The following is a 23,936-nucleotide window of genomic DNA, read 5'->3' as shown; positions in this document are numbered from 1 at the left end:
CAAGTATTAGCAAAACCAGGTTCCATTCATCCACACACTAAATTCAAAGGCGAAGTATACGTGTTGACTAAAGAAGAAGGTGGCCGTCATACTCCATTCTTCTCCAACTACCGTCCACAATTCTACTTCCGTACTACAGACGTAACTGGTGTTATCAGCTTACCAGAAGGTACAGAAATGTGTATGCCTGGTGATAACATCACTATGGATATTGAATTAATCACTCCAATCGCTATCGAACCAGGTCTTCGTTTTGCGATTCGTGAAGGTGGTCATACAGTAGGCGCTGGTGTTGTTACTGAAATCGCTGACTAATTGACAAACACTACATTGATTACTAAATCCTTTGGGATTTGAGTATATAAGCACATGGAGCGGCTATGCCGCTCTCATGTTGCGTTTAAACTATGATATGGAAGGTGACCTCATAAGAGGATAATTTCCATGGAGCAGTTCATTCTCGAAATGAGCGACAGGAGGAAAAGCAATAATGGCTAAACAACAAAAAATTCGTATTCGCTTGAAAGCTTACGATCACAAAGCACTTGATCAAAGCGCTCAAAAGATCGTAGACACAGCAAAAAGAAATGGTGCTATGGTTTCAGGTCCGATTCCATTGCCAACAGAAAAGAATATTTTCACAATTCTTCGTTCTCCACATGTTAACAAAGATTCTCGTGAACAATTTGAAATGCGTACGCATAAACGATTGATTGATATTCTTGAACCAAATTCTAAAACAGTAGATGCTATCACTCGCTTAGACTTGCCAGCTGGTGTATCTATTGAAATTAAATTATAAGAGGAGGTGCGATAATGTCTAAAGCTATTTTGGGTAAAAAAATAGGAATGACTCAAGTGTTTACTGCTGAAGGTAAATTAGTTCCTGTTACTGTAGTAGAAGCTACTCCAAACACTGTAGTTCGTGTAAAAACTGTTGAAACTGACGGTTATAACGCAGTACAAATTGGTTATGGCTCTATTAAAGAAAAACATCTAACAAAACCTGTTAAAGGTCAATTCGAAAAAGCAGGTGTGGATCCAGTTAAGTATCTTCGCGAAATTCGCGTTGCTGATACATCTGAATACACAGTAGGCCAAACTCTGGCGACTGATATCTTCGCAGAAGGTGAATTAGTCGATGTGGTTGGAACAGGTAAAGGTAAAGGGTTTGCTGGTACAATTAAACGCCACAACTTCCACCGTGGTCCACAAACACATGGTTCTAAATCTCACCGTGAACCGGGTTCCATCGGTCCTATGATTTCCGGTGGCGGCGGTAAGGTATACAAAGGTAAAAAACTTCCTGGACAAATGGGTGGTTACAGAGTTACCGTACAACGCTTATCCGTGGTTAAAGTTGACGCTGAAAGAAACCTTTTATTAATCAAAGGTGGTATTCCAGGTGCTAAAGGCAGCTTGGTTATGGTTCGCAACACGGTAAAACCTGTTAAATAATACATTTGTCGAAAGGAGGATATAGAATGCCTACAGTTGATTTATATAATCAATCCGGTGTAAAAACTGGTACAATCGAATTAAATGATGCAGTATTCGGCGTTGAAGTAAATGACGCAGTTATGCATCTAGCCGTAGTTCGTCAATTAGCGAACGAACGTCTTGGCACACATGCAACAAAAACTCGTGGTATGGTTCGCGGCGGCGGCAGAAAACCTTGGAAACAAAAAGGTACAGGCCGTGCTCGTTCTGGATCCACTCGTAGCCCATTATGGGTAGGCGGTGGTACCGTATTTGGTCCATCCCCTCGTAGCTACTACAAAGCTATGCCTCGTAAAGCTCGTCGCTTAGCAGTTAAATCCGCTTTATCTGCGAAAGTAAACGAAAGCGAATTATATATTTTGGAAGAATTAACACTAGCAGCTCCAAAAACTAAAGAAGTATTGAATATCCTTAATAACTTCAATGTGGGTGATGCAAAAGTTTTATTCATTACTGAAGGTGATGTAAATGTTGAACTATCTGCTCGTAACATCCAAGGTGTGAAAGCAACTTCTAACGAAGGCATCAACATTTTTGATCTTCTTCACTATGACAAACTCTTCATTACTAAGGGTGCAGTCGCAAAAATTGAGGAGGTATTAGGATAATGGAATTACGTGATGTTCTTATTCGTCCGGTTATTACCGAAAAATCTACAATATTGATGGAAGAAGGCAAGTACACATTCCGTGTGCCTTTGACTGCTAATAAAATTCAAATTCGTCAAGCTGTAGAATCAATCTTCAATGTAAAAGTAGAAAAAGTTGCTACCATTCGCGTGTTAGGTAAAACTAAACGTATGGGTCGTACAGAAGGTAAACGTAGCGATTATAAAAAAGCTATTGTCACTTTGAAAGCTGGCGAATCCATTGAATTCTTTGAAGGTGTATAAAGTCTAGTTTTGTAAGGAGGCCCACTAATGGCATTAAAATCATTCAAACCGTACTCCGCTGGTCGTCGGTTTATGACAGTATCTGCCTTTGATGAAATTACAGCAAGCAAACCTGAAAAATCTTTGTTGGCTAAAATTTCTCAAACAGGCGGTCGCAACAATACTGGTAAAATGACTGTTCGTCACCAAGGTGGCGGTCATAAACGTCAATACCGTATTATCGACTTTAAACGTACGAAAGACAATATCCCTGCAAAAGTTGCTACAATCGAATACGATCCTAACCGTAGCGCTCGTATTGCTTTGTTAAACTATGCAGATGGTGAAAAAAGATATATCATTGCTCCACACAATTTGAAAGTGGGCGATGTAGTATATAGCGGTCCAGAATCTGATATTAAACCTGGTAACTGTTTACCACTATTAAACATTCCGCTAGGTACACAAATTCACAACATTGAAATGAAAATCGGCAAAGGCGGTCAAATCGTTCGTTCTGCTGGTACTTCAGCTCAATTAATGGCAAAAGAAGGTAATTATGCATTACTTCGTTTACCATCCGGTGAACTTCGTAAAGTTCATATCAATTGCCGTGCAACAATCGGTGTTGTAGGTAATATTGATCATGAAAACCAAACTATTGGTAAAGCTGGTCGCCATCGTTGGATGGGCGTTCGTCCAGCAAACCGTGGTGTTGTTATGAACCCTTGTGACCATCCACATGGTGGTGGTGAAGGTAAATCTCCTGTTGGTCGTAAACATCCTGTTACACCTTGGGGCAAACCAGCACATGGTGTTAAAACTCGCGACAAGAAAAAAGCTTCTAACAGCTTAATCGTTAAACGTCGTACAAAATAGGATAAAGGAAAGGAGATAAGACAGTGTCCAGATCTATAAAAAAAGGCCCTTTCGTTGCAGCAAGTCTGTTAAAGAAAGTTGATGCTTTAAACGAAACAAACGAAAAGAAAGTTGTAAAAACCTGGTCCCGTGCCTCTACTATTATCCCTAGTTTTGTAGGCCATACAATTGCTGTTCATGATGGTCGCAAACACGTTCCTGTATTTATTACAGAAGATATGGTAGGTCACAAATTAGGTGAATTCGCTCCTACACGTACCTATAGAGGTCACGGTAAGGAAGAAAAAACCACAGGCAAAAGATAATAGGAGGAAATAAATAATGGAAGCAAAAGCAATCGCTAGACATATTCGCATTGCGCCTCGTAAAATCCGCATTGTTGCAGATTTGGTTCGTGGCAAAAATATCGGCGAAGCATTTGCCATCTTGAAGTTCACTCCGAAAGTTGGCGCCGATGTAGTTGAGAAAGTTATGCGTTCTGCTATCGCTAATGCAGAACACAATTTTGATATGAACGTTGATAATCTTTACGTATCCGAGATCTTTGTTGATCAAGGTCCGACATTGAAACGTATTCATCCTCGTTCTCGTGGACAAGCTTTCAAAATCTTGAAACGTTCTAGCCACGTTACAGTTGTTGTAAAAGAAAGAGCTTAAGCAGAAGGAGGGAAACAGAGTGGGTCAAAAAGTTAATCCACATGGTTTGCGTGTCGGTATCGTAAAAGATTGGGACGCAAAATGGTATGCTGGTAAAGATTACGCAGCAAACCTTCATGAAGACGTAAAAATTCGCAACTTCTTGAAAGAAACACTTTTCATTGCTGGTATTTCCCGCATTGAAATTGAGCGTACAAATAAACGTATTAAATTAACTATTCATACAGCAAAACCAGGCATGGTAATCGGCCGTGGTGGTGCAGGTATCGAAGATATTAAAAAAGCAATGACTCGTTTTACCGATAAACAAGTAGACGTAAATATTGCTGAAATTAAACAAGCTGATATGGATTCTGTATTAGTAGCAGAAAACATTGCTGGCCAATTGGAACGCCGTATTGGTTTCCGTCGTGCCATGAAACAAGCTGTTAGTCGTACAATGCGCTTAGGTGCAAAAGGTATTAAAATTATGGTATCTGGTCGTTTAGGCGGTGCTGAAATTGCGCGTAGCGAATCATACCGTGAAGGTAGTATTCCTTTGCACACATTGCGTGCTGATATCGATTATGGTACTGCTGAAGCACATACAACATATGGTTGCATCGGCATCAAAGTTTGGATTTATAAAGGTGAAGTTTTGCCTAATGCAAAAGTGAACAATAACCATAAAAAGGAAGAAGGTGACAACTAATGCTTATTCCAAAACGTGTGAAACATCGTAAACAATTCCGTGGGCGTATGAAAGGCCGTGCGATGCGTGGTAACACTGTATCTCATGGTGAATTCGGTTTGGTGGCATTAGAGCCATCTTGGATTACTAACCGTCAAATTGAAGCTGCCCGTATTGCTATGACTCGTTATATTAAACGTGGCGGTCAAGTTTGGATCAAAATTTTCCCAGATAAACCAGTTAGTATGAAACCAGCTGGTACTCGTATGGGTTCCGGTAAAGGTTCGCCAGAATATTGGGTAGCAGTAGTTAAACCTGGTCGCGTTATGTTCGAAATGGACGGCGTTTCTGAAGAAGTTGCTCGTGAAGCTATGCGTCTTGCAAGCCACAAACTTCCAATTAAATGTAAGTTCGTTGTTAAGGGTAAAGAATTGGGTGGTGACGTAAATGAAGGTTAATGACATTCGCAATATGAGCGCTGCCGAAATGGACCAAAAAGTAGTTGGTCTTAAAGAAGAGTTGTTTAACCTCCGTTTTCAGCTTGCAACAGGTCAATTAGAAAATCCTATGCGAATTCGTGAAGTTAAGAAAACTATCGCTCGTATTAAAACAGTACAACGTGAAGCAGAACTTAAATCTCAAAACGCATAATAACAACCATTGTTAATAGGATTGAAAAGGAGGCTTAAAGTCGTGGCAGAAGAAAGAAGCGTACGCAAAGTCCGTGTTGGTAAAGTTGTAAGCAACAAAATGGATAAAACTGTAGTTGTTGTTGTAGAACGTAAAGTACCTCACGCATTATATAACAAGCCATTGGTAACTAATAAACGTTTTAAAGCTCATGATGAAAAGAATGAGTGCCAAGTAGGCGATACAGTTAAAATTGTAGAAACTCGTCCATTATCAAAAGATAAATGTTGGAGAGTTGTAGAAATTATTGAAAGACAAAAATAATAAAGTGATGTAAGGAGGATATAGACGATGATCCAGCAACAAACAATTTTGAATGTTGCCGACAACACTGGTGCAAAGAAAATCATGTGCATCCAAGTTATGGGCGGTTCTTATCGCAAATTCGGCAATATTGGTGACGTAATCGTTGCTTCTGTAAAAGATGCATCACCCGGTGGCGTTGTCAAGAAAGGCGATGTGGTTAAAGCCGTTATTGTTCGTTCTAAAAAAGGTATCCGTCGTGCAGATGGTTCCTATATTCGTTTTGACGAAAACGCAGCAGTAGTAATTAAAGACGATAAAAGCCCTCGTGGCACTCGTATCTTTGGCCCTGTAGCTAGAGAACTTCGTGAAAAAGACTTCATGAAAATTATCTCCTTAGCTCCAGAAGTATTATAATCGGGAGGAATACACTGATGTCATTGAAAAAACTTCAAATCAAAACTGGTGATACAGTTGTAGTTATCTCCGGTAAAGATAAAGGCAAACAAGGTAAAGTTACAGCAACTGAACCTAAAAAAGAACGCGTATTTGTAGAAGGCGTTAACGTTGTTAAACGTCATACAAAACCATCGCAAGCCAATCCACAAGGTGGTATTATAACAAAAGAAGCTGGTATTCATGTTTCTAATGTCATGATTCTTGACCCAGAAACTAAAACAGCAAGCCGTATTAAAAAAGTAAAACAAGCTGACGGTTCTTATGTACGTGCCACAGTGAAATCTGGTGCAGAATTAAAATAATAGGGAAAGGAGGTTCTTAAATAATGTCTCGTTTAAGCGAAAAATACACTTCTGAAATTAAGAAGTCTATGCAAGAAAAATTCAATTACGGCAACGTAATGGAAATTCCAAAATTGGAAAAAATCGTAATTAACATCGGCGTTGGCGATGCAGTAGGTAACTCCAAAGCATTAGATGCAGCTGTTACTGACCTAACAATTATTGCTGGTCAAAAACCTGTTGTAACAAGAGCTAAAAAATCTATTGCCAACTTTAAAGTTCGTGAAGGTATGGCATTAGGTACTAAAGTTACTCTTCGTGGCGAACGCATGTATGAATTCCTTGATAAATTGATCAATGCGGCATTACCTCGTGTACGTGACTTCCGTGGTGTCAGCGCAACAGCTTTTGATGGCCGTGGCAACTATGCATTAGGTTTAAAAGAACAGCTTATCTTCCCTGAAATTGAATATGATCAGGTAGAACGTGTAACTGGTATGGATATTATTGTGGTAACCACAGCTAACACTGATGAAGAAGCTCGCGAATTGTTAACTCAATTCGGTATGCCGTTTGAGAAATAATTAGGAGGAATAATAGATGGCTAAAAAGTCTATGGTTGAACGCGAAAAGAAACGCGCTAGAATCGTTGCTAAATATGCAGCTAAACGTGAAGCATTAAAAGCAGCTGGAGATTATGAAGCATTATCTCAATTACCTGCTAATGCATCTCCAACACGTTTGCACAATCGTTGCAACTTAACTGGACGTCCTCATGGCTACATGCGTAAATTCGGTATTAGCCGTATCGCATTCCGTGAATTAGCGTACAAAGGACAAATTCCTGGTGTAAAAAAAGCCAGCTGGTAATATATTAGAAACGGGAGGAGGTTTTTAGACTATGGTAATGACCGATCCAATCGCGGATATGCTAACGCGCATTCGTAATGCAAACTCTGCTCTTCATGAAACTGTGGATATTCCAGCTTCTAAAATGAAAGCAGCGGTTCTTGACATCCTTTTAGAAGAAGGCTTTGTTAAGAGCGTAGAAGTAGTTGAAAACAATTTAAAAGTAACTTTAAAATATGGTTCCAATAAGGAACGTGTAATTACTGGAATTAAACGTATTTCCAAACCAGGTTTACGTGTTTATGCGAAAAAGGAAGAACTTCCTCGTGTACTTGGTGGTTTGGGTATCGCTGTTATTTCTACATCGAAAGGCGTTATGAGCGATAAAAAAGCTCGTAAAGAAGGCCTTGGTGGCGAAGTAATCGCATACGTTTGGTAATCAGTAGCAATAGGAGGTAGAAATAATGTCACGTATCGGTAGAATGCCTATCGAGATCCCTGCGGGCGTTACAGTTGCATATGATAACCATGTAATCACTGTAAAAGGCCCTAAAGGCGAATTAACTCGTAACTTGCATCCAGATATGGTCGTTGCTGTAGAAGGCAATGAAATCAAAGTGTCTCGTCCAACCGAACACAAAGATCATCGTTCCTTACACGGATTGACTCGTGCTCTTGTTGCTAATATGGTAACAGGCGTAAGTGAAGGCTTTAGCAAATCTTTGGAAATTAACGGTGTTGGTTATAGAGCGGCAAAACAAGGCACTAAATTAGTGCTTACTCTTGGCTTCTCTCACCCAGTTGAAATGGAAGCCCCAGCTGGTATTACAATCGATGTACCGGCTCCTAACAAAATCGTTGTGTCTGGTGCTGATAAAGAAGTTGTTGGTGCTATAGCAGCTGATATTCGTAAATGGAGAAAACCAGAACCTTATAAAGGCAAAGGTATCCGCTATGAAGGCGAATATGTTCGTCGTAAAGCAGGTAAAGCTGGCGCTAAAGGTAAGTAATATCATTTGGAAATTAGAAAGGAGTGAACAAATTGCCTCGTAAATCTAGCAGAAACATCGCTCGAGCTAAACGTCATCTTCGTCTTCGTCGTCACATTTCTGGTACGGCAACACGTCCACGTTTAAACGTATATCGTTCTTTGAGCAACATTTATGCGCAAGTTATCGATGACGTAGCAGGTAACACATTGGTTGCCGCTAGCTCTTTAGATAAAGAATTAAAATTAACTTACGGTGGTAACGTAGCAGCAGCTAAAGTTGTTGGTAAAGCTATTGCTGAAAAAGCTATGGCTAAAGGTATCGATACCGTTGTATTTGACCGTGGCGGTTATATTTATCATGGTCGTGTAGCAGCCCTTGCAGAAGGTGCTCGTGAAGCAGGCTTGAAATTCTAATTAGGAGGAAATTTAGACATGGCGAGAATAGATTACACTACTCTTGATCTTAAAGAAAGAGTTGTTTTCATCAACCGCGTAGCCAAAGTTGTAAAAGGCGGCCGTCGTTTCTCCTTCAGCGCCTTGGTAGTTGTCGGTGATGGCAATGGACACGTTGGCGTTGGTTTAGGTAAAGCTGCGGAAGTTCCTGAAGCAATTCGCAAAGGCATTGATGATGCTAAGAAAAACTTAAAATACGTTGTTATTAAAAACGGTACAATTCCTTACACTGTAACTGGTACATTTGGCGCAGGTCGCGTATTCTTGAAACCAGCTGCAGAAGGTACTGGCGTTATCGCTGGTGGTCCTGTACGTGCGGTATTGGAATTAGTAGGTGTTCGTAATATCCTTACAAAATCCCTAGGCTCTTCTAATCCTAATAATATGGTTCGTGCAACTATTGAAGGTTTATGCCAAGGTAAATCTGTAGCCGACGTAGCAGCGCTTCGTGGTAAAACTGTTGAAGAAATTTATAACGCGTAATAAGGAGACTAGATATGGCACAAGTTAAAGTAACATTGACTCGAAGCTTAATTGGTCGCCCTGAAGATCAACGCGCGACAGTTAAAGCATTAGGCTTGAAAAAAACTAACTCTCAAGTAGTTAAAGAAGTTACACCTCAAATCCAAGGTATGCTTCACAAAGTTAGACATTTAGTAACTGTAGAAGAAATTTAATAGGATAAGGAGGTGCACTGAATGAAACTTCATGAATTAACTCCTGCAGCTGGTTCTACTAAAGCACGTACTCGTCGTGGTCGTGGTTTAGGTTCTGGTTTGGGTAAAACTGCTGGCCGTGGCCAGAAAGGTCAAAATTCTCGTTCTGGTGGCGGCGTTCGCTCTGGCTTTGAAGGTGGCCAAATGCCTCTTTATCGTCGTTTGCCAAAACGTGGTTTTAAAAATATCTTTGCTAATACATATGCTGAAGTTAATGTATCTCAGTTGAACCGCTTTGAAGATGGTGCTACTGTAGATCCAGTTGCATTGATCGAAGCTGGTATTTTGAAAAATGTACGCGATGGTATCCGTATTTTAGGTAACGGAGAATTGACAGCTAAAAATCTTACTGTTATCGCTAACGGTTTTACAAAATCCGCTGAAGAAAAAATTACAGCAGCTGGTGGCAAAGTTGAGGTGATCTAGGGTGCTACAAGGCCTCTCGAACATCTTTAAAATAACTGAACTTCGCAATAAACTAGTGTATACACTACTCATGTTTGTTGTTTTTAGAGCAGGTATTCATATTCCTGTTCCCGGCGTAGATAGTTCAGTTATCGAAAGTTTATTTACCTCTGGAAGCCTATTCGGCTTACTAGATTTATTTGCCGGTGGTGCATTAAGTAAATTTTCAATTTTTGCAATGAGTATTACACCATACATCAACGCATCCATTATCATGCAGTTACTACAAGCCGTAGTACCTACTTTTGAACAATGGAGCAAAGATGGCAATGATGGTCGTAAAAAAATTCAAAAAGTAACTCGCTATGGTACAGTATTGCTAGCTTTCATCCAAGCTTTTGGCATGAGCTATGCATTACGTGCCAATCAGGCGTTAATTAATAATAGTATGCTTGATGTTGTATTTATTACAATCATCCTCACAGCTGGTACTTGCTTATTGATGTGGGTTGGTGAACAAATTACAGCACATGGTGTAGGCAATGGGATTTCTTTGATCATCTTTGCTGGTATCGTGGCTCGTTTGCCAGAAGGCATATCTACTATTTACCAGTATATACAAACTGGTACAATCAATGTATTCCAAGCATTCTTGTTTGCATTGATTGCTGTTGTTATGATCGCATTGGTCGTAGCAGCAACACAAGGCCAACGTCGTATTCCTATCCAATACGCTAAACGCGTAGTGGGGCGTAAAATGTATGGTGGCCATTCTACATTCTTGCCGTTAAAAGTAAATCAGGCAGGAGTTATTCCTATTATCTTCGCTTCTTCTGTATTGATGTTCCCTGTTACCTTGGCACAGTTCATTCAAAATGACTATGTTAAAACGGTGGCGAATTGGTTCACATGGGGAACGATTCCGAACACTGTGGCATATGCGATTTTGATCTTCTTCTTCACATATTTCTACACAGCGATTTCGATCAATATTCCTGAAATGGCAGATAATATGAAAAAATATGGTGGTTTTATCCCAGGTATTCGTGCGGGGAAACCTACTGCTGATTATGTGGATAATGTTATGACCAAAATCACTTTGGCGGGTGCTATCTTTTTAGCATTTGTTGCTATCTTGCCTAACTTCTTAGGAGGTATTACAGGCGTGCAAGGCGTATATTTTGGTGGTACTGCTTTATTGATTGTTGTAGGCGTTGCTATTGATACGATGCAACAAATTGAATCCTTATTGGTAACACGCCATTATAAAGGTTTTGTAAAATAGGAGGAAATATCTCATGCATATTTTATTAATGGGACCTCCGGGTGCTGGCAAAGGTACTCAGGCAGTCCGCTTAGTGAAACAATATAACATTCCTCAAATTTCTACGGGAGATATGTTCCGAGCTGCGGTAAAAGAACAAACTCCACTAGGCATTGAGGCAAAAAAATATATGGATGCTGGTCAATTGGTGCCAGATAGTGTAACAGTTGGTATCGTTCGTGAACGGTTGAGTAAAGATGATTGCAAGGCAGGATTTATTCTTGATGGATTCCCACGCACTACTGCACAAGCAGTAGCATTGGATGCTATTTTAAAAGATATTGGCATCAGTCTTACTGCGGTGGTGAACTTGAATGTTCCTTCTGATGAATTAGTGAAACGCATTAGTGAACGAGCACGTCTTGAAAATCGTGATGATGATAAACCTGAAACAGTACAGAAACGTCTTACTGTATATGAAGAATCCACAAAACCACTAATTGACTACTATCGCAACAGTGGCTTGTATGTTGAAATCAATGGCTTACAAGATATGGAAGCGGTATATCATGATATTGTGAAAGCGTTGGAGAAATAAGATGATTATTTTGAAATCGCCAACTGAAATTGAATGTATCCGCCGTGCTTCAGCATTAACAGCCAAAACACTAGAAGTGTTAATTGAAGCTGCTAAACCAGGTGTAACAACCCTTGAATTAGATACATTAGCTGAAGAATATATCCGTAGCCATGGTGGTACACCAAGCTGTAAAGGGTATTATGGGTATCCTGCAACAATCTGTGCCTCTGTTAACGATGTAGTAGTTCATGGTATTCCGAGTGCGAAACAAAAGCTAAAACATGGAGATATTATTTCTATTGATTTAGTATCGTGTGTAGATGGATATCATGGCGATTCTTGTGTGACAATTCCGATTGGTCATGTAAAACCAGATGTGCATAAACTATTGAAAGTTACAGAAGAAAGTTTGTTTAAAGGTATTGAACAAGTTGTTGTAGGGAATAGAATCGGAGATATTTCCCATGCTGTTCAAACGTATGCTGAAAAATATGGCTATGGCATTGTTCGTGATTTTGTAGGTCACGGCATTGGACGTGATATGCATGAAGATCCCCAAATTCCTAACTATGGAATGGCAGGGCATGGACCATTACTAAAACCTGGTATGGTTATTTGTATTGAGCCTATGATTACCATGGGCACATATAAAGTTCGTGTGTTAGGGGATGACTGGACAACAGTTACACTTGACGGTAAGCCAGCCGCACATTTCGAGCATACGGTAGTTGTTACTGAAAACGGCCCTGAGATTTTAACCATGCGCTCTGAGCCAAGGTTAATTAAATAATCAGGCAACCGGAGGATAAGATATGTCAAAAGAAGACGTTATTGAAGTGGAAGGTACGGTTGTTGAAGCTTTGCCGAATGCTATGTTCCAAGTTGAGTTGGAAAATGGTCATATCGTGTTAGCTCATGTGTCAGGTAAAATGCGTATGAATTTTATTCGTATTCTTCCCGGTGATAAAGTTACTATGGAACTGACACCATACGACTTAAATCGTGGTCGCATCACCTATCGTTTTAAATAAGCGTAGGATTCCACAAAGGAGGTACTAATGAAGGTTCAACCATCAGTTAAAAAGATTTGCGAAAAATGTAAAATTATTAAACGTAAAGGCCGTGTAATGGTTATTTGCGAAAACCCTAAACATAAACAAAAACAAGGATAAGACAGGAGGTGTATGGATAGATGGCACGTATAGCCGGTGTAGATTTACCACGTGACAAACGTATTGAAATTGGTTTAACTTATATTTACGGTATTGGACCAACATTAGCTAGTGAAGTTCTTGCTAAAACGGGTATTAATCCAGATACTCGTGTACGCGATCTTACAGAAGAAGAAGTTGCTAAAATTCGTGAATTGTTAGACACAGATTACAAAGTGGAAGGTGACCTTCGTCGTGAAGAAGCCCTTAACATTAAACGCTTAATTGAAATCAACTCCTATCGCGGAAAACGTCATCGTATGGGATTACCTTGTCGTGGACAAAGAACTAAAACGAATGCACGTACTCGCAAAGGTCCTAGAAAAGCAATTGCTGGTAAGAAAAAATAATATAAAGGAGGGATAAAGCGTGGCTAAAAAAGTTGTAAGATCTAGAAGAAAAGAAAAGAAACATATTGAAGCAGGGGCGGCACATATTCGCTCCACATTCAATAACACAATCGTAACATTGACTGATGTAAATGGTAATGCCCTTTCTTGGGCATCTGCTGGTGGCCTAGGATTCCGTGGCTCTCGTAAAAGCACTCCATTTGCAGCACAAATGGCAGCTGAACAAGCAGCTAAAGCAGCTATGGAACACGGTTTACGCACTGTAGAAGTGTTTGTAAAAGGTCCTGGTTCTGGTCGTGAAGCGGCTATCCGTGCTCTTCAAGCAGCTGGCCTTGAAGTAAATTCAATCAAAGACGTGACTCCAATTCCTCATAATGGTTGTCGTCCTCCAAAACGTCGTCGCGTATAATTTATAGAATGGCGACTACGGTTGGTAGTCTGTCGTGATATATATGTATGAGGCGTGTTTTATAGGAGGATTTTCCTGATGAGCGAAGAAAAGAAACTTAAAATCGAGAAAGTTGATATTGGCGATGGTGGACGTTACGGTAAATTCGTATGCGAACCACTAGACCGTGGATACGGTATCACTCTCGGTAACAGCTTACGTCGTATATTGCTTTCATCCTTGGATGGAGCGGCAATTACATCCATTAAAATTGATGGTGTTCTTCATGAATTTTCCACTATCCCTGGTATCAGAGAAGATGTAACAGACATGATTCTTAATTTAAAACAATTATGTTTTAAATTGGATGATAATGTAGAGTTACCATTGGACGTTCATATTGACTTTAAAAAAGATGGTGTGTTAACTGCTGGTGATTTGTCACAACAATTTCCATCAGACATTGAAATTTTAAATCCAGAACTTGTGATTGCTACTATGGATGAGACTGCTCATCTTGTGATGGACGTATGCATTGAACGTGGTAAAGGCTATGTTCCATCTACGAAGAATAAAAAAGAAGACGACATGATTGGATGTATTCCAATTGATTCAATCTTCTCTCCTATTCTTCGCGCAAAATATGAAGTTAGTGATGTTCGTGTCGGCAATGAAATGGACTTCGACAAATTGACATTGGAAGTTTGGACTGATGGTTCTATCACTGCGGCTGATGCAGTAGCTAAATCGGCAGCAATTATGATTGGCTATTTAAATAACTTCACTAGATTGGCAAACTCTGTAGATACACTAGCAGTTGGGGATGAATATACAGGTGTTATTGAAACACCTACTGATGAACCAGAACAAGAAGATGATGGTCCAGCTAAGATTTCCATTGATGACTTGGAATTATCTGTTCGAGCTTACAACTGCTTAAAACGTGCTGGTATTAATACAATTGCAGATTTATTGGATAAAACAATTGATGATTTAGGTAAAGTCCGCAATCTAGGCAAAAAATCTATTGATGAAATTGTTGAAAAATTGCAAAATCATCCAGGTGGCTTTGCATTAAAACATAAAGGCGAATAAGGAGGAGAACGAATGTATAGAAAATTAGGCCGTGATAGCTCTGCTCGTAAAGCTTTATTCCGCGGTATGCTAACTTCTTTATTCCAACATGAACGCATTGAAACTACAGAAGCTAAAGCGAAAGAACTTCGCAAATTAGCGGATCAAATGGTTACTTTGGCTAAACGTGGCGATTTACACGCTCGTCGTCAAGTGCTTGCGTACATCATGGACGAAGATGTGGTAAAAAAATTATTTGACACAGTAGCACCAAAATACGTTGATCGTCAAGGTGGTTACACTCGTGTAATCAAAACTGGTCTTCGTAAAGGCGATGCTGCACCATGTGCTATTATTGAATTAGTATAATCAATAACATAGAAGCATGTAGGGACTATAACAAACTATATCCCCACAATCATATAGAGGAAAGTTGATTCAATTATCAGCTTTCCTCTATTTTTTTGCATAGTGTTAGGGCGTGAGAACATTAAAAGCAATATATCTTTACACGTTCTAGCTCACTTATAAGCTACAATTATACATAGTACCATATGGAGTAAAAGAAGCTGTTATACATATTACATGATATAGTAGAGATAGTTCAATCTATAGTATATATCAGCCAGTGTTTATTAGAATTGTAAGTGTAATGCCCTATAGATTCTTTTAAGATAGCAGATAGTTGTTATATATGAAGATACTAGAAGTAAGCGTTTGATGAGTATAGTTTTTTGTCTCGTGGATAGTTGTATAGGTGAAGATACTGGAACTAAGGGCTTGATGACGCACAGATTTTTTTAAGATAGCGGATAGTTGTTATATATGAAGATACTAGAAGTAAGCGTTTGATGAGTATAGTTTTTTGTCTCGTGGATAGTTGTATAGGTGAAGATACTGGAACTAAGGGCTTGATGACGCACAGATTTTTTTTAGATAGCGGATAGTTGTTATATATAAAGATACTAGAAGTAAGCATTTGATGATTATAGGCTTTGTCTAGCGGATAGGTGCGATATATGAAGATGCTAGAACTAAGGGGTTAAGGACGCATAGATTTTTTTTAGTTAGCAGAACGGTGCTATATATGAAGTTACTAGAAAAGAGTTTCATGACCGATAGATTTGTTAAAAAAAGGCTATTTATCGAATCGTAGATATGGTTGTTTCAATAGAATAGGGAAGTACAAATTTTTGTGTACACACATCGTAACATGATATGCGCTAGGTATATTTTGTTGATGTAATAGGATCTATAAGTATCTGTGTCATATAAGTAGTGTGAGAAGCATTATATGAGTAGCAGTATATTATAGCAGTGACATTAAATGATAGTACCGTGTAAGTCAGTACTATGACCTATAGAACCTTATTCATTTCGTGTAAATTTACGACGCTATTACTGTCATATATATGGTGTTTTGTTACTAAAAATGAAATAAAATGAGAATTATAGTTAATAAGGATATGATATTTTAGTAGACACAAATGGAGTGACCTATCAGTGTAAATATACACAAATGGATTGAAATATGATATAAATGATAATAAAATTGATAAAAACGATAAAAGTACTTATTTTATATAGCGTGAAATATAGCTAAATGAGAATAAAAAGAATATCTGTAACCAGTGATAATATAGGGATAATAGTGATATTCTCTCTTGAAATAATTTAATTTTGATAGTACAATAACTTCATAAATGATAAAAGATATCGTTATTGTATATAACGACTCTATGTCATGTGATTACGAATAGTTTATAGTAGATACATATATGTACTATCGATAAACAGGATCATCATGACGTATAGGATGTATTATAGGAGGTTATATGAACGAAATTGCCGTAGTATATTCCACATTGACGGGGAATACTAAATTAGTCGCAGAGGCGGTAGCAAAAGCACTTGATACGACAGCCATATTTGATGTTAAAGAGGCACCTGATGTAAGTGCATACGATAAAATTTGTGTAGGTTATTGGGTTGATCGTGGTACGGCTGATGCGAGTACACGAGATTTTATGGCTACTTTACATGAAAAAGAAGTATTTGTGTTTGGCACATTAGGGGCTAACCCATTAAGTCCTCATGGAGAACATTCTAAAGTGGCAGCCGCTGGTTGTGTACCAGCTGATTGTCATGTAGTAGGTTCTTTTATTTGCCAAGGCAAGATTGACCCTAAGATTATTGAAATGTTTAAGAAAATGCCGTTGACCAATTCCCATGCGGCTACAGAAGAAAATCAACAGTTGTGGGCCGATGCGGAAAGTCATCCTAATGAAGAAGACTTACAAGCAGCTATGACAGCGGCTAGAGCGGCCTTTCATAAATAAAAATGAAAGGGTTCACATTTCTAACAACGTGATTTGATGGTTCATACATAATGTATGATGCATTAGTAGCGGGTGAAAGCCTGTACAGAACTATGGTGTATGTGATAGTTGATGTATCGGGCTTTCATAGTCTGTAGTATATGTGAAAGTGGACCGTATAGTTTGCGATAGAACATCATGAAGACCTAGATGATTGACTGATGGACAGATATTGTCATCTATAGAAATCATCACACATAGAGATTATCACATAGAAAAGCATGAAACTCATTTGCTGTGTAGATTGAGGTGAGTAGTGCTAGTTGTGCATCAGACTTTCATAGTTTGTAGTATGTGTAGGATGGATGGGCTAGGAACGTTTACAGGGGAAAACGATAGAATTTTGCTGGTATTTTTCATAGTAGCAAAATCTATGATAGAGATAGTATGTACGTAATTTATATGTAAGGTAATATATAAGCAATTCATATGTAAGGTAATATATAAGTAATTTGTATGTAAGATAGTATATAGGTAATTTATATGTAATGAAGCAATGTTGCCAATAGGTAGTAGTCACTTAAGTAAGTGCAGTGTGTAAAATCGGTAAGCATATAATGAGAGGAGCTAAATTCAATGGCTGAAGCGTGGCGTTTATTTTTACAGGGTGGCATTGTCATGTGGCCACTAATGTTGGCATTAATTATTGCAATCATGATTCTAATCGAACGGATTAGTTACTATAAACAAATTAAGAAAGAAATTGTATCCGTACATACGACATTGAAAGAATGTCATTCGTGGGAAGATTTTTTAACTAAGTTGCAACACTTACCAACCTATCATATTTCCTATGATTTAGTTAGCGTATTAGGTAAAGCGATTAACCGAAATGTTTTACAATCTCGTATGGAAGATATCTTAGCATCGGTGAATACTCGTATGAATCGAGGCCTTGATTGGTTGAGTACCATTGTTACGATGGCTCCTCTATTAGGCTTGTTGGGGACTGTAACAGGCATGATTGGAGCGTTCAGAGTGTTCGGTACTGATGCAGGAACACCTACTGCCATTACTGGCGGCGTAGGGGAAGCACTGGTAGCCACTGCTACTGGTTTATGCGTGGCAATTATTGCATTGGCAGTGCATTCCTATTTTTCTCATAAAGTGCGTATCTTGTTGACCGTCTTAGAAGATGCATTTGGTCGTTCCTTGGATTTATTTGATCGAGGTAATTAATATGAAACGGTATAGCACACAAAATCAGTCTAAACCTACCTTGATGATTATCCCTATGATTGATATCATCTTCTTTTTACTCGTGTTCTTTATGATTAGTACCATTTATACGATTCCGCAACAATCGCTCAATATTAGTTTGCCAGTTACCAAAACACAGCAAACAGCGGAACTTCGACCTGTATTAATCGATTTGGAAAAGTCGGGACAATTGATGATGGGAAATGAAGTGGTAACACGTGAGGAAATATTACAACAGGCTAAGGTAGAAATTGCAAAAGATAAAAATAAAAATTTCTTAATCCGTGCTGACAAAGATGTTAACTATGGAACCGTTGTAGAATTAATGGATCAAATGAAAGTATCTGGCGTTACTAATATCAGCATTGCTACAGTTAATAAATAGGCGGTGATGATATGAACTTAGGACAATTATGGAAGAGTCGACAGCCAGGCATCACCTATGAACGAGCCTTTGTATACGCTACAATCATTAGCACCTTGTTGGTGGGAACAGCTGGTTACTTTTTCAGTGCCGTTGTAAATCCCGCTATGAATAAGGAATTAAAAGTTAACTTTATGAATGCTCAAGAGGCACAACAAGTGGTAGAAAAAGTCCATACCCTCGAAGAACAAGATCAAGCGCGTGCTGAATCGGGTGCGATTGGTAGCGCTGGACAAAAGGGCGGCGGTTCTGGACATGGTGGACAAGCCGGTACAAGCCGCACTATGAAAGCTAGCAATACCAAGACGGTTGATGCAGCTGGTAGCAATGGAGATATTTCCCAAGTGAAAGGTTCACCTATTGGTGGTGCTGGTAGTGATGGCTTAGTAGGCGCACCAGGCACTGGCGTGGGCGAAGGCGTTGGTACAGGTTATGGAAACGGTAGCAATGAAGGGTCTGGCGCTGGTGATGGATATGGATCTGGCACTGGCGAAGGCACTAGTGATGGAGGTACATTCGACCCGAGTGGATATAATGCGACGCTACAAGAAAATGCACAAGATGCCTATCCTGTGCAAGCATTGCAACGTAATATTTCTGGGGAAGTTACCTTGAGTATTACTTTCAGTGCCGATGGAAGTGTTGCAGACGTACAAGTGATTAGTGAATCCAATCCTATTTTAGGGCGTGATGCGGTTAAAAAAGCTTGGTCCGCTGGCTCTAGTATTAATACAACTGGACAAAGCCAAGTGGCAACTGTTACCGTGTACTATAGCTTGTAAGACTACGAAGATGTTAGGCATGTGATTATCATGGTAAGGCATAGCGCTATGTTATAAGCGATATAATACTGTTGTTATCGAGGATGATGGGGCACTATGGTAGCTGTTTCTGTGAATAGTCATTGACTTGATAGTAGCAGAATCAGTTACTATACTAGCAGAATACGACACTAATAACAGAATGCGTCACTGTAGTAGGCTGTACAAGAGCAATGGACTTATCCGAATGTAACAACATAGATACTAGGGTAATGGAATAGATAATTTTAATAGTAATGTAGAGGTACCTATGAAAGATTTACAACATATACTGACGGCAATGCCAGAAGAGCAACGTCGTTGGATCGTGGGCAATGAAACAACCAATGGATTGCAAGAAGCCTTCGATTATAAAAGAGTCGTGCATGCAGGCGTGGCAGGCATGCCGATTATGAACCCAGAGGAACAACAAAAAAAGTGGCAAGAACTGATGTCCTTAGAAGCACCAGTACAAGAACGGTCATTATATATTCATGTACCATTTTGTGAAACGAAATGTTCCTATTGCGGATTCTTTCAAAATGCGTCGAAACAGACAATGCTTCATGACTATACAGAGCGCGTATTGAAAGAAATGGAAATGACCGCGTCCTATCGTCGTGCCACTACGGGGACAATCAATGCCGTTTATTTTGGCGGTGGTACACCATCTACGCTAGCGGCTGACGATATAGCACGGTTGGTGAAAGCGTTAAAAACATACTTTCCGTTAGCGAATGATTGTGAAATTACGTTGGAAAGTCGTATTCACGATATGACCGTGGAAAAAATTGAAACGGTACTAGAAGCGGGCATCAATCGTTTTTCTATTGGGGTGCAATCCTTTGACACAACTATTCGTCAAGCCGTTGGCCGCATTGATGATGAAGATACGGTGCGACGGACGTTGGAACGCTTATTGAACTATGATGCAGCAACCGTGGTCATCGATTTGATGTTTGGATTGCCATATCAAACATGGGATACATGGAAACGAGATTTGGAAATTCAATTTGACATGGGTCTTCATGGAGGCGACATGTATCAATTAAATGTATTCCCAGGTAGCGATTTAGCGAAATTAATCGATAAAGGCACATTGCCAGCGTGTATGACTACTAAGGAACAAGCCGCACTATATGCGCGGACGGTAGAATTAATTCAAAGTGACTATCCAGATATCAATATGTTCGATGCATCGCATTGGGCACGGACGCGGCGTGAACGAGGCTTGTATAATACGCTAGCAAAAAGACGCCTTGACATGCTTAGCTTTGGCTCTAGTGCTGGTGGAGCACTCGATGGAGTTACCATGATGCATCAGCGTAATCTAAATGGCTATAATGCAGCCATCGATGCAGGCATGAAACCGATTGCCATGATGATGGATGGTGGTCATGATAGTCAAATGAGCGATGATTTGAAGGAACAATTGGCAGAAGGCTATATTTATGATGCATTCTTTCAAAAGAAATGGAATATATCTATGCTAGACGCATTAGCCCCTGTGCTAACAGAATGGGAACGAAAAGGCCTCATTACCAATAATGGGCGAGTGGTACGATTTACCACAGCGGGTAATTTCTGGCATGACAATTTAGAACAAGCGGCGGTAGAATGCTTGGCCATGATGAATGATACCAAGACCGCCATGCCTCATGGTGAAAGTCACTCATCCGAAGGTATGATGGAATCTATGATGGCTATGATGAATCGTGCTAAGAATGGGGAAAAACCATCTACGGATATGATCGCTATGATGAAAGAAATGGCAGCGGCCATGGGTATGGATACGTCTAAGGGGAAACCATCTATGGACATGATGCGCCAAATGGCGAGTGCCATGATGGGGCAAGGTGCATCCCCTAATGCATCTGGTGACGGTGAAAGCAAGAAAGCACATCCTCATCATTCAGATATAACACAACCAAAGGAAATGACGAATACTTTTAAACTTCGTATGGATAAAGTGGCCGATCAGGACCGATAGTTGTTTTATATATACATCTACAAAAGAGCTGTAAGAAGATACAAATTATGTTTGACTCTTACAGCTCTTTTTGTAGGTGCACCTATGATAGGAATGATGACGCTTGTTCGGCGATAGTGAAAGTAAAGTATAAATATCTACTTAGTTCGATGCGTGTGGACGTTCCATCGTCTGTTCGATAAGATGAACGTATCATAGCTTAATGGTGCCAGTGAAAGGTATTGATTCGTTTGATACCAATGGGGTATGAAGAATTTTTATATACAATGATTTGTAGGTTGCGTCATTCGTAGATGTGATGTGTAGATTTTTACATAGTTGTTAGTTGTTATGATAGAAATCTAATGAGGTGTATAAAATATGATAATAACTATTTCTTAATCAAGATATATTGATTAAGAATGCTAACATATAGAAATTATAAAAAATTTTTTCATAACATATAATTGTTAATCGTTTATCCTGGTCATAGAATGCTGTAATGGGATAAATTCATAATTAGAACAAGATTCTAGATATATATTGATTAGTTGAGCAATATTAAATGGCGTAAATGTTAGTGGGGGGGTGAACAATGCTAGTGGTATGATAATTCTTGTTATAAGAAAAAATGATGTGTGTGAACTATGAAATTTATCTAAACTAAGTTATAATATACATCATAACGAAATTTAAAGTGAATAGAAATAGGAATTTAATTGAACGAGTTAATAGTACCTATGAATTGCGGATTGGAGTTGTTATTATGAATAAAATTTATAAAGTAATTTGGAGTAAGGTACGGAATTGTTGGATTGTCGTTTCCGAACTAGCAAAAGGACAAGGGAAACACACATCATGTGGAGGAACTAGTCTACTTTCTATGTTGGTAATGGCTACACTTTTGACAACAGGAGCGATACAGGCACAGGCGTTGACACCGCAAGAAAAAGACGAAATTAAGGCGGACATTGTTAGCGACTTGACCGCACGGATGGGTCAGAAAGGGTTTATTATCGATAATGATGCGAGCGTTACCGCTGCTGGTGGAGTGGCGCTAGGAATTGGTTCTGTAGCCGATAGAGAAGCAGGCTTACAGGGATATATATCTTTGGATAAAAAGAAAACCATAGCAGACGGATATAAAGCTATGGGAGATGATTATGACTATTATATGAATCAACTGACAAAAGAAGATGGAACATATAAAAAGTATGCCGAGAAATATGAAGAGGACATGAAACAGTCTGAACAGGCAACGACTGAAAAAGAGAAAACGAAATTTAAAAAAAGGGCTGATAACGCACAAGTGCAAATGGCTAAGGCGCTAAAGAACAAAGAGAAAATCGAACGGAACATACAATCTATGGAACCCGTATGGAAATCTACGAAAGGGGCTGTTAGCGTAGGTGTAGACACTAATGGAGATAGAAAATTAGAAACACGGCAGATTACAGGCGTTGCAGCAGGCACGGAAGATACGGATGCGGTGAATGTGGCACAGCTAAAAGCAAGTACGACTCGGTATTTTTCGGTACATGAAGTGACTCCGAAGAAGACTTCTGGACCTAGGAGTAAGTATGAAAGAACGGATGAATGGGGGTATACTGCCCGGAGAAATCAGATCAATGATGGCGCTGTCGGTGATGGAGCCGTGGCTATTGGTGAAAATGCAGAGGCTTTACAGAAATATGGCGCTGCTTTAGGCTATGGCGCTAAGGCTAAGGAAGAACGATCCTTGGCATTAGGGTTGCGCGCTGAGGCGGAAGGCTCCGGAGCGGTGGCTATGGGCGGATTTTCCATCGTGGAAGCAACGGGTAAAAACTCGATTGCCTTGGGACACCATAGTAGGGTTACTGCGGCTAATTCCATCGCTCTTGGGTCAGACTCATTTGTAGGAAAATTAGATGATATCAAAACGGATGCCTATCTAACTGGTGATAAAGATAAATTCACTTCTGAGAATGGCGTCGTATCCGTAGGTCGTACAGGCTATAAGAAATGGACTAAAGAATGGAAATTAGCTGGTCAGAGCAAGCACCCTGAAGAAGTTGTGACTGAAGAGACTGTTCCAGATGCGTATCGTCGCATCGTTAATGTAGCTGGTGGTGCAGAAGATACTGATGCGGTCAACGTGGCGCAGCTCAAAGCACTTGCTGCAGTACCAATGAATTTCTATTTCGGCGGTGTTAAGGATAAGAATAACGTGTATACTCCAGGCGGCACCAATTGGAGCATGCCACTTAATGAATTTCATATGGACTTTGGCAACGGCTTGAAAGCGGAACAGGTAACCGACAAAGAGGGAAAGAAATACACGCTCGTTACGCTTGATAAGGAAAGTTTGAAAAACGACCCTGCCTTTAAGGGCGGTAAAGGTGGTGCTAATGGTAAGTCCGCTTATGAAATTTGGAGAGATCAGACAAATGATGAAGGTGTACAACCAAATAAAGATAAGACCGAAAAACAATTTTTGGATAGCTTGAAAGGTGAAAAAGGTGAAGCAGGTCCAGCAGGACCTAAAGGCGATCCAGGAGCACCGGGACTTAAAGGAGATGTAGGACCGCAAGGAGCACCAGGACCTAAAGGAGATGTAGGACCAACGGGACCAACAGGCCCCCAAGGTAAAGAAGG

36 protein-coding genes and 1 pseudogene are annotated in these 23,936 nt (G+C 39.6%); all 37 read left to right on the top strand.

Annotated features, from left to right (window positions below; genetic code table 11):
* The coding region (locus K357_RS0106740) for an EF-Tu C-terminal domain-related protein (protein WP_028258022.1) at positions 1 to 315 on the top strand (315 nt) is incomplete at its 5' end.
* Positions 316 to 490: 175 nt separating this feature from the next.
* Positions 491 to 802, top strand: a complete 312-nt coding sequence (gene rpsJ / locus K357_RS0106735) for a 30S ribosomal protein S10 (RefSeq protein WP_028258021.1) — start codon at positions 491 to 493, stop codon at positions 800 to 802.
* Between the two features lie 14 nt (positions 803 to 816).
* Entirely contained in the window at positions 817 to 1,458 is a 642-nt protein-coding gene (rplC, locus tag K357_RS0106730; RefSeq protein WP_028258020.1) for a 50S ribosomal protein L3, read from the top strand.
* Positions 1,459 to 1,484: 26 nt separating this feature from the next.
* Complete coding sequence (rplD, locus tag K357_RS0106725) at positions 1,485 to 2,108, top strand: 50S ribosomal protein L4 (RefSeq protein WP_028258019.1); 624 nt, start codon at positions 1,485 to 1,487, stop codon at positions 2,106 to 2,108.
* On the top strand, positions 2,108 to 2,392 hold the full coding sequence (gene rplW, locus K357_RS0106720) for a 50S ribosomal protein L23 (RefSeq protein ID WP_028258018.1): 285 nt from the start codon (positions 2,108 to 2,110) through the stop codon (positions 2,390 to 2,392). The genes rplD and rplW overlap by 1 nt, the downstream gene beginning before the upstream one ends.
* Before the next feature lie 27 nt (positions 2,393 to 2,419).
* Complete coding sequence (gene rplB / locus K357_RS0106715; protein WP_028258017.1) at positions 2,420 to 3,250, top strand: 50S ribosomal protein L2; 831 nt, start codon at positions 2,420 to 2,422, stop codon at positions 3,248 to 3,250.
* A 23-nt stretch (positions 3,251 to 3,273) separates the two neighbouring features.
* Positions 3,274 to 3,555 (top strand): 30S ribosomal protein S19, encoded by a 282-nt coding sequence (gene rpsS / locus K357_RS0106710; protein WP_028258016.1) that lies wholly within the window; start codon positions 3,274 to 3,276, stop codon positions 3,553 to 3,555.
* A 16-nt stretch (positions 3,556 to 3,571) separates the two neighbouring features.
* Positions 3,572 to 3,907 carry a 50S ribosomal protein L22 gene (gene rplV, locus K357_RS0106705; protein ID WP_028258015.1) on the top strand — a complete coding sequence of 112 codons (336 nt, stop codon included), beginning with the start codon at positions 3,572 to 3,574 and terminating at the stop codon, positions 3,905 to 3,907.
* 19 nt (positions 3,908 to 3,926) lie between these two features.
* Positions 3,927 to 4,598 (top strand): 30S ribosomal protein S3, encoded by a 672-nt coding sequence (rpsC, locus tag K357_RS0106700; RefSeq protein WP_028258014.1) that lies wholly within the window; start codon positions 3,927 to 3,929, stop codon positions 4,596 to 4,598.
* On the top strand, positions 4,598 to 5,035 hold the full coding sequence (rplP, locus tag K357_RS0106695) for a 50S ribosomal protein L16 (protein ID WP_028258013.1): 438 nt from the start codon (positions 4,598 to 4,600) through the stop codon (positions 5,033 to 5,035). Before rpsC ends, rplP begins: the two co-directional genes overlap by 1 nt.
* On the top strand, positions 5,025 to 5,228 hold the full coding sequence (gene rpmC, locus K357_RS09650; RefSeq protein ID WP_028258012.1) for a 50S ribosomal protein L29: 204 nt from the start codon (positions 5,025 to 5,027) through the stop codon (positions 5,226 to 5,228). Before rplP ends, rpmC begins: the two co-directional genes overlap by 11 nt.
* 42 nt (positions 5,229 to 5,270) lie before the next feature.
* Positions 5,271 to 5,531 (top strand): 30S ribosomal protein S17, encoded by a 261-nt coding sequence (gene rpsQ, locus K357_RS09645; protein ID WP_028258011.1) that lies wholly within the window; start codon positions 5,271 to 5,273, stop codon positions 5,529 to 5,531.
* Positions 5,532 to 5,558: 27 nt separating this feature from the next.
* Complete coding sequence (rplN, locus tag K357_RS0106680) at positions 5,559 to 5,927, top strand: 50S ribosomal protein L14 (RefSeq protein WP_028258010.1); 369 nt, start codon at positions 5,559 to 5,561, stop codon at positions 5,925 to 5,927.
* Between the two features lie 23 nt (positions 5,928 to 5,950).
* Positions 5,951 to 6,271, top strand: a complete 321-nt coding sequence (gene rplX, locus K357_RS0106675; protein WP_028258009.1) for a 50S ribosomal protein L24 — start codon at positions 5,951 to 5,953, stop codon at positions 6,269 to 6,271.
* Positions 6,272 to 6,294: 23 nt separating this feature from the next.
* Entirely contained in the window at positions 6,295 to 6,834 is a 540-nt protein-coding gene (gene rplE, locus K357_RS0106670; RefSeq protein WP_028258008.1) for a 50S ribosomal protein L5, read from the top strand.
* A gap of 16 nt (positions 6,835 to 6,850) precedes the next feature.
* Complete coding sequence (rpsN, locus tag K357_RS0106665; RefSeq protein WP_028258007.1) at positions 6,851 to 7,120, top strand: 30S ribosomal protein S14; 270 nt, start codon at positions 6,851 to 6,853, stop codon at positions 7,118 to 7,120.
* Positions 7,121 to 7,151: 31 nt separating this feature from the next.
* Positions 7,152 to 7,538, top strand: coding sequence for a 30S ribosomal protein S8 (rpsH, locus tag K357_RS0106660; RefSeq protein ID WP_028258006.1), 387 nt, complete (start codon positions 7,152 to 7,154; stop codon positions 7,536 to 7,538).
* A 25-nt stretch (positions 7,539 to 7,563) separates the two neighbouring features.
* The gene (gene rplF / locus K357_RS0106655) at positions 7,564 to 8,109 is read left to right on the top strand and encodes a 50S ribosomal protein L6 (protein WP_028258005.1); all 546 of its coding nucleotides are present in this window, start codon (positions 7,564 to 7,566) and stop codon (positions 8,107 to 8,109) included.
* Between the two features lie 32 nt (positions 8,110 to 8,141).
* Positions 8,142 to 8,504 carry a 50S ribosomal protein L18 gene (rplR, locus tag K357_RS0106650; RefSeq protein WP_028258004.1) on the top strand — a complete coding sequence of 121 codons (363 nt, stop codon included), beginning with the start codon at positions 8,142 to 8,144 and terminating at the stop codon, positions 8,502 to 8,504.
* A gap of 18 nt (positions 8,505 to 8,522) precedes the next feature.
* Positions 8,523 to 9,026, top strand: coding sequence for a 30S ribosomal protein S5 (rpsE, locus tag K357_RS0106645; protein WP_028258003.1), 504 nt, complete (start codon positions 8,523 to 8,525; stop codon positions 9,024 to 9,026).
* Between the two features lie 14 nt (positions 9,027 to 9,040).
* Entirely contained in the window at positions 9,041 to 9,220 is a 180-nt protein-coding gene (rpmD, locus tag K357_RS09640) for a 50S ribosomal protein L30 (RefSeq protein WP_028258002.1), read from the top strand.
* Between the two features lie 21 nt (positions 9,221 to 9,241).
* Positions 9,242 to 9,685, top strand: coding sequence for a 50S ribosomal protein L15 (rplO, locus tag K357_RS0106635; RefSeq protein WP_028258001.1), 444 nt, complete (start codon positions 9,242 to 9,244; stop codon positions 9,683 to 9,685).
* Position 9,686: 1 nt separating this feature from the next.
* Positions 9,687 to 10,949, top strand: a complete 1,263-nt coding sequence (secY, locus tag K357_RS0106630; protein WP_028258000.1) for a preprotein translocase subunit SecY — start codon at positions 9,687 to 9,689, stop codon at positions 10,947 to 10,949.
* Between the two features lie 13 nt (positions 10,950 to 10,962).
* Positions 10,963 to 11,526, top strand: a complete 564-nt coding sequence (locus K357_RS0106625; protein WP_028257999.1) for an adenylate kinase — start codon at positions 10,963 to 10,965, stop codon at positions 11,524 to 11,526.
* 1 nt (position 11,527) lies between these two features.
* Positions 11,528 to 12,298, top strand: a complete 771-nt coding sequence (gene map, locus K357_RS0106620) for a type I methionyl aminopeptidase (RefSeq protein WP_028257998.1) — start codon at positions 11,528 to 11,530, stop codon at positions 12,296 to 12,298.
* A gap of 22 nt (positions 12,299 to 12,320) precedes the next feature.
* Positions 12,321 to 12,539: a translation initiation factor IF-1 gene (gene infA / locus K357_RS0106615; RefSeq protein WP_004695147.1), complete on the top strand. Its 219-nt coding sequence runs from the start codon at positions 12,321 to 12,323 to the stop codon at positions 12,537 to 12,539.
* Between the two features lie 27 nt (positions 12,540 to 12,566).
* The gene (gene rpmJ, locus K357_RS0106610) at positions 12,567 to 12,680 is read left to right on the top strand and encodes a 50S ribosomal protein L36 (protein WP_004695148.1); all 114 of its coding nucleotides are present in this window, start codon (positions 12,567 to 12,569) and stop codon (positions 12,678 to 12,680) included.
* Between the two features lie 20 nt (positions 12,681 to 12,700).
* Positions 12,701 to 13,069: a 30S ribosomal protein S13 gene (gene rpsM / locus K357_RS0106605; RefSeq protein WP_028257997.1), complete on the top strand. Its 369-nt coding sequence runs from the start codon at positions 12,701 to 12,703 to the stop codon at positions 13,067 to 13,069.
* A gap of 19 nt (positions 13,070 to 13,088) precedes the next feature.
* On the top strand, positions 13,089 to 13,478 hold the full coding sequence (rpsK, locus tag K357_RS0106600; protein WP_028257996.1) for a 30S ribosomal protein S11: 390 nt from the start codon (positions 13,089 to 13,091) through the stop codon (positions 13,476 to 13,478).
* A gap of 78 nt (positions 13,479 to 13,556) precedes the next feature.
* Entirely contained in the window at positions 13,557 to 14,552 is a 996-nt protein-coding gene (locus K357_RS0106595) for a DNA-directed RNA polymerase subunit alpha (RefSeq protein WP_028257995.1), read from the top strand.
* A gap of 12 nt (positions 14,553 to 14,564) precedes the next feature.
* Positions 14,565 to 14,900: a 50S ribosomal protein L17 gene (gene rplQ / locus K357_RS0106590; protein ID WP_028257994.1), complete on the top strand. Its 336-nt coding sequence runs from the start codon at positions 14,565 to 14,567 to the stop codon at positions 14,898 to 14,900.
* A gap of 1,466 nt (positions 14,901 to 16,366) precedes the next feature.
* Entirely contained in the window at positions 16,367 to 16,870 is a 504-nt protein-coding gene (locus K357_RS0106585) for a flavodoxin family protein (protein WP_028257993.1), read from the top strand.
* A 615-nt stretch (positions 16,871 to 17,485) separates the two neighbouring features.
* Positions 17,486 to 18,088 (top strand): MotA/TolQ/ExbB proton channel family protein, encoded by a 603-nt coding sequence (locus K357_RS0106580; protein WP_028257992.1) that lies wholly within the window; start codon positions 17,486 to 17,488, stop codon positions 18,086 to 18,088.
* 1 nt (position 18,089) lies between these two features.
* Entirely contained in the window at positions 18,090 to 18,494 is a 405-nt protein-coding gene (locus K357_RS0106575) for an ExbD/TolR family protein (protein ID WP_028257991.1), read from the top strand.
* 11 nt (positions 18,495 to 18,505) lie between these two features.
* A complete protein-coding gene (locus K357_RS09395) occupies positions 18,506 to 19,315 on the top strand; it encodes a TonB family protein (protein ID WP_051212162.1) in 810 nt (269 codons plus the stop codon).
* Between the two features lie 289 nt (positions 19,316 to 19,604).
* Positions 19,605 to 21,323, top strand: a complete 1,719-nt coding sequence (gene hutW / locus K357_RS09025) for a heme anaerobic degradation radical SAM methyltransferase ChuW/HutW (protein WP_051212161.1) — start codon at positions 19,605 to 19,607, stop codon at positions 21,321 to 21,323.
* A gap of 805 nt (positions 21,324 to 22,128) precedes the next feature.
* Positions 22,129 to 23,936, top strand: a pseudogene (locus K357_RS09880) (hypothetical protein); the annotation flags it as partial.

It is taken from the genome of Veillonella montpellierensis DSM 17217, from assembly GCF_000426745.1.
GTDB classification, from domain to species: domain Bacteria; phylum Bacillota; class Negativicutes; order Veillonellales; family Veillonellaceae; genus Veillonella; species Veillonella montpellierensis.
The sequence above is the reverse complement of the archived record's forward strand: the minus strand, read 5'-3'. Positions and strand labels throughout refer to the sequence as shown.

What these genes read in the sequence shown, in the direction of transcription:
- rpsJ (WP_028258021.1), top strand. Translation starts at nt 491, where the DNA reads ATGGCTAAACAACAAAAAATTCGTATTCGCTTGAAAGCTTACGATCAC.
- rplC (WP_028258020.1), top strand. Translation starts at nt 817, where the DNA reads ATGTCTAAAGCTATTTTGGGTAAAAAAATAGGAATGACTCAAGTGTTT.
- rplD (WP_028258019.1), top strand. Translation starts at nt 1,485, where the DNA reads ATGCCTACAGTTGATTTATATAATCAATCCGGTGTAAAAACTGGTACA.
- rplW (WP_028258018.1), top strand. Translation starts at nt 2,108, where the DNA reads ATGGAATTACGTGATGTTCTTATTCGTCCGGTTATTACCGAAAAATCT.
- rplB (WP_028258017.1), top strand. Translation starts at nt 2,420, where the DNA reads ATGGCATTAAAATCATTCAAACCGTACTCCGCTGGTCGTCGGTTTATG.
- rplV (WP_028258015.1), top strand. Translation starts at nt 3,572, where the DNA reads ATGGAAGCAAAAGCAATCGCTAGACATATTCGCATTGCGCCTCGTAAA.
- rplP (WP_028258013.1), top strand. Translation starts at nt 4,598, where the DNA reads ATGCTTATTCCAAAACGTGTGAAACATCGTAAACAATTCCGTGGGCGT.
- rpmC (WP_028258012.1), top strand. Translation starts at nt 5,025, where the DNA reads ATGAAGGTTAATGACATTCGCAATATGAGCGCTGCCGAAATGGACCAA.
- rplN (WP_028258010.1), top strand. Translation starts at nt 5,559, where the DNA reads ATGATCCAGCAACAAACAATTTTGAATGTTGCCGACAACACTGGTGCA.
- rplE (WP_028258008.1), top strand. Translation starts at nt 6,295, where the DNA reads ATGTCTCGTTTAAGCGAAAAATACACTTCTGAAATTAAGAAGTCTATG.
- rpsN (WP_028258007.1), top strand. Translation starts at nt 6,851, where the DNA reads ATGGCTAAAAAGTCTATGGTTGAACGCGAAAAGAAACGCGCTAGAATC.
- rpsH (WP_028258006.1), top strand. Translation starts at nt 7,152, where the DNA reads ATGGTAATGACCGATCCAATCGCGGATATGCTAACGCGCATTCGTAAT.
- rplF (WP_028258005.1), top strand. Translation starts at nt 7,564, where the DNA reads ATGTCACGTATCGGTAGAATGCCTATCGAGATCCCTGCGGGCGTTACA.
- rpsE (WP_028258003.1), top strand. Translation starts at nt 8,523, where the DNA reads ATGGCGAGAATAGATTACACTACTCTTGATCTTAAAGAAAGAGTTGTT.
- rpmD (WP_028258002.1), top strand. Translation starts at nt 9,041, where the DNA reads ATGGCACAAGTTAAAGTAACATTGACTCGAAGCTTAATTGGTCGCCCT.
- rplO (WP_028258001.1), top strand. Translation starts at nt 9,242, where the DNA reads ATGAAACTTCATGAATTAACTCCTGCAGCTGGTTCTACTAAAGCACGT.
- K357_RS0106625 (WP_028257999.1), top strand. Translation starts at nt 10,963, where the DNA reads ATGCATATTTTATTAATGGGACCTCCGGGTGCTGGCAAAGGTACTCAG.
- map (WP_028257998.1), top strand. Translation starts at nt 11,528, where the DNA reads ATGATTATTTTGAAATCGCCAACTGAAATTGAATGTATCCGCCGTGCT.
- infA (WP_004695147.1), top strand. Translation starts at nt 12,321, where the DNA reads ATGTCAAAAGAAGACGTTATTGAAGTGGAAGGTACGGTTGTTGAAGCT.
- rpmJ (WP_004695148.1), top strand. Translation starts at nt 12,567, where the DNA reads ATGAAGGTTCAACCATCAGTTAAAAAGATTTGCGAAAAATGTAAAATT.
- rpsM (WP_028257997.1), top strand. Translation starts at nt 12,701, where the DNA reads ATGGCACGTATAGCCGGTGTAGATTTACCACGTGACAAACGTATTGAA.
- K357_RS0106595 (WP_028257995.1), top strand. Translation starts at nt 13,557, where the DNA reads ATGAGCGAAGAAAAGAAACTTAAAATCGAGAAAGTTGATATTGGCGAT.
- rplQ (WP_028257994.1), top strand. Translation starts at nt 14,565, where the DNA reads ATGTATAGAAAATTAGGCCGTGATAGCTCTGCTCGTAAAGCTTTATTC.
- K357_RS0106585 (WP_028257993.1), top strand. Translation starts at nt 16,367, where the DNA reads ATGAACGAAATTGCCGTAGTATATTCCACATTGACGGGGAATACTAAA.
- K357_RS0106580 (WP_028257992.1), top strand. Translation starts at nt 17,486, where the DNA reads ATGGCTGAAGCGTGGCGTTTATTTTTACAGGGTGGCATTGTCATGTGG.
- K357_RS0106575 (WP_028257991.1), top strand. Translation starts at nt 18,090, where the DNA reads ATGAAACGGTATAGCACACAAAATCAGTCTAAACCTACCTTGATGATT.
- K357_RS09395 (WP_051212162.1), top strand. Translation starts at nt 18,506, where the DNA reads ATGAACTTAGGACAATTATGGAAGAGTCGACAGCCAGGCATCACCTAT.
- hutW (WP_051212161.1), top strand. Translation starts at nt 19,605, where the DNA reads ATGAAAGATTTACAACATATACTGACGGCAATGCCAGAAGAGCAACGT.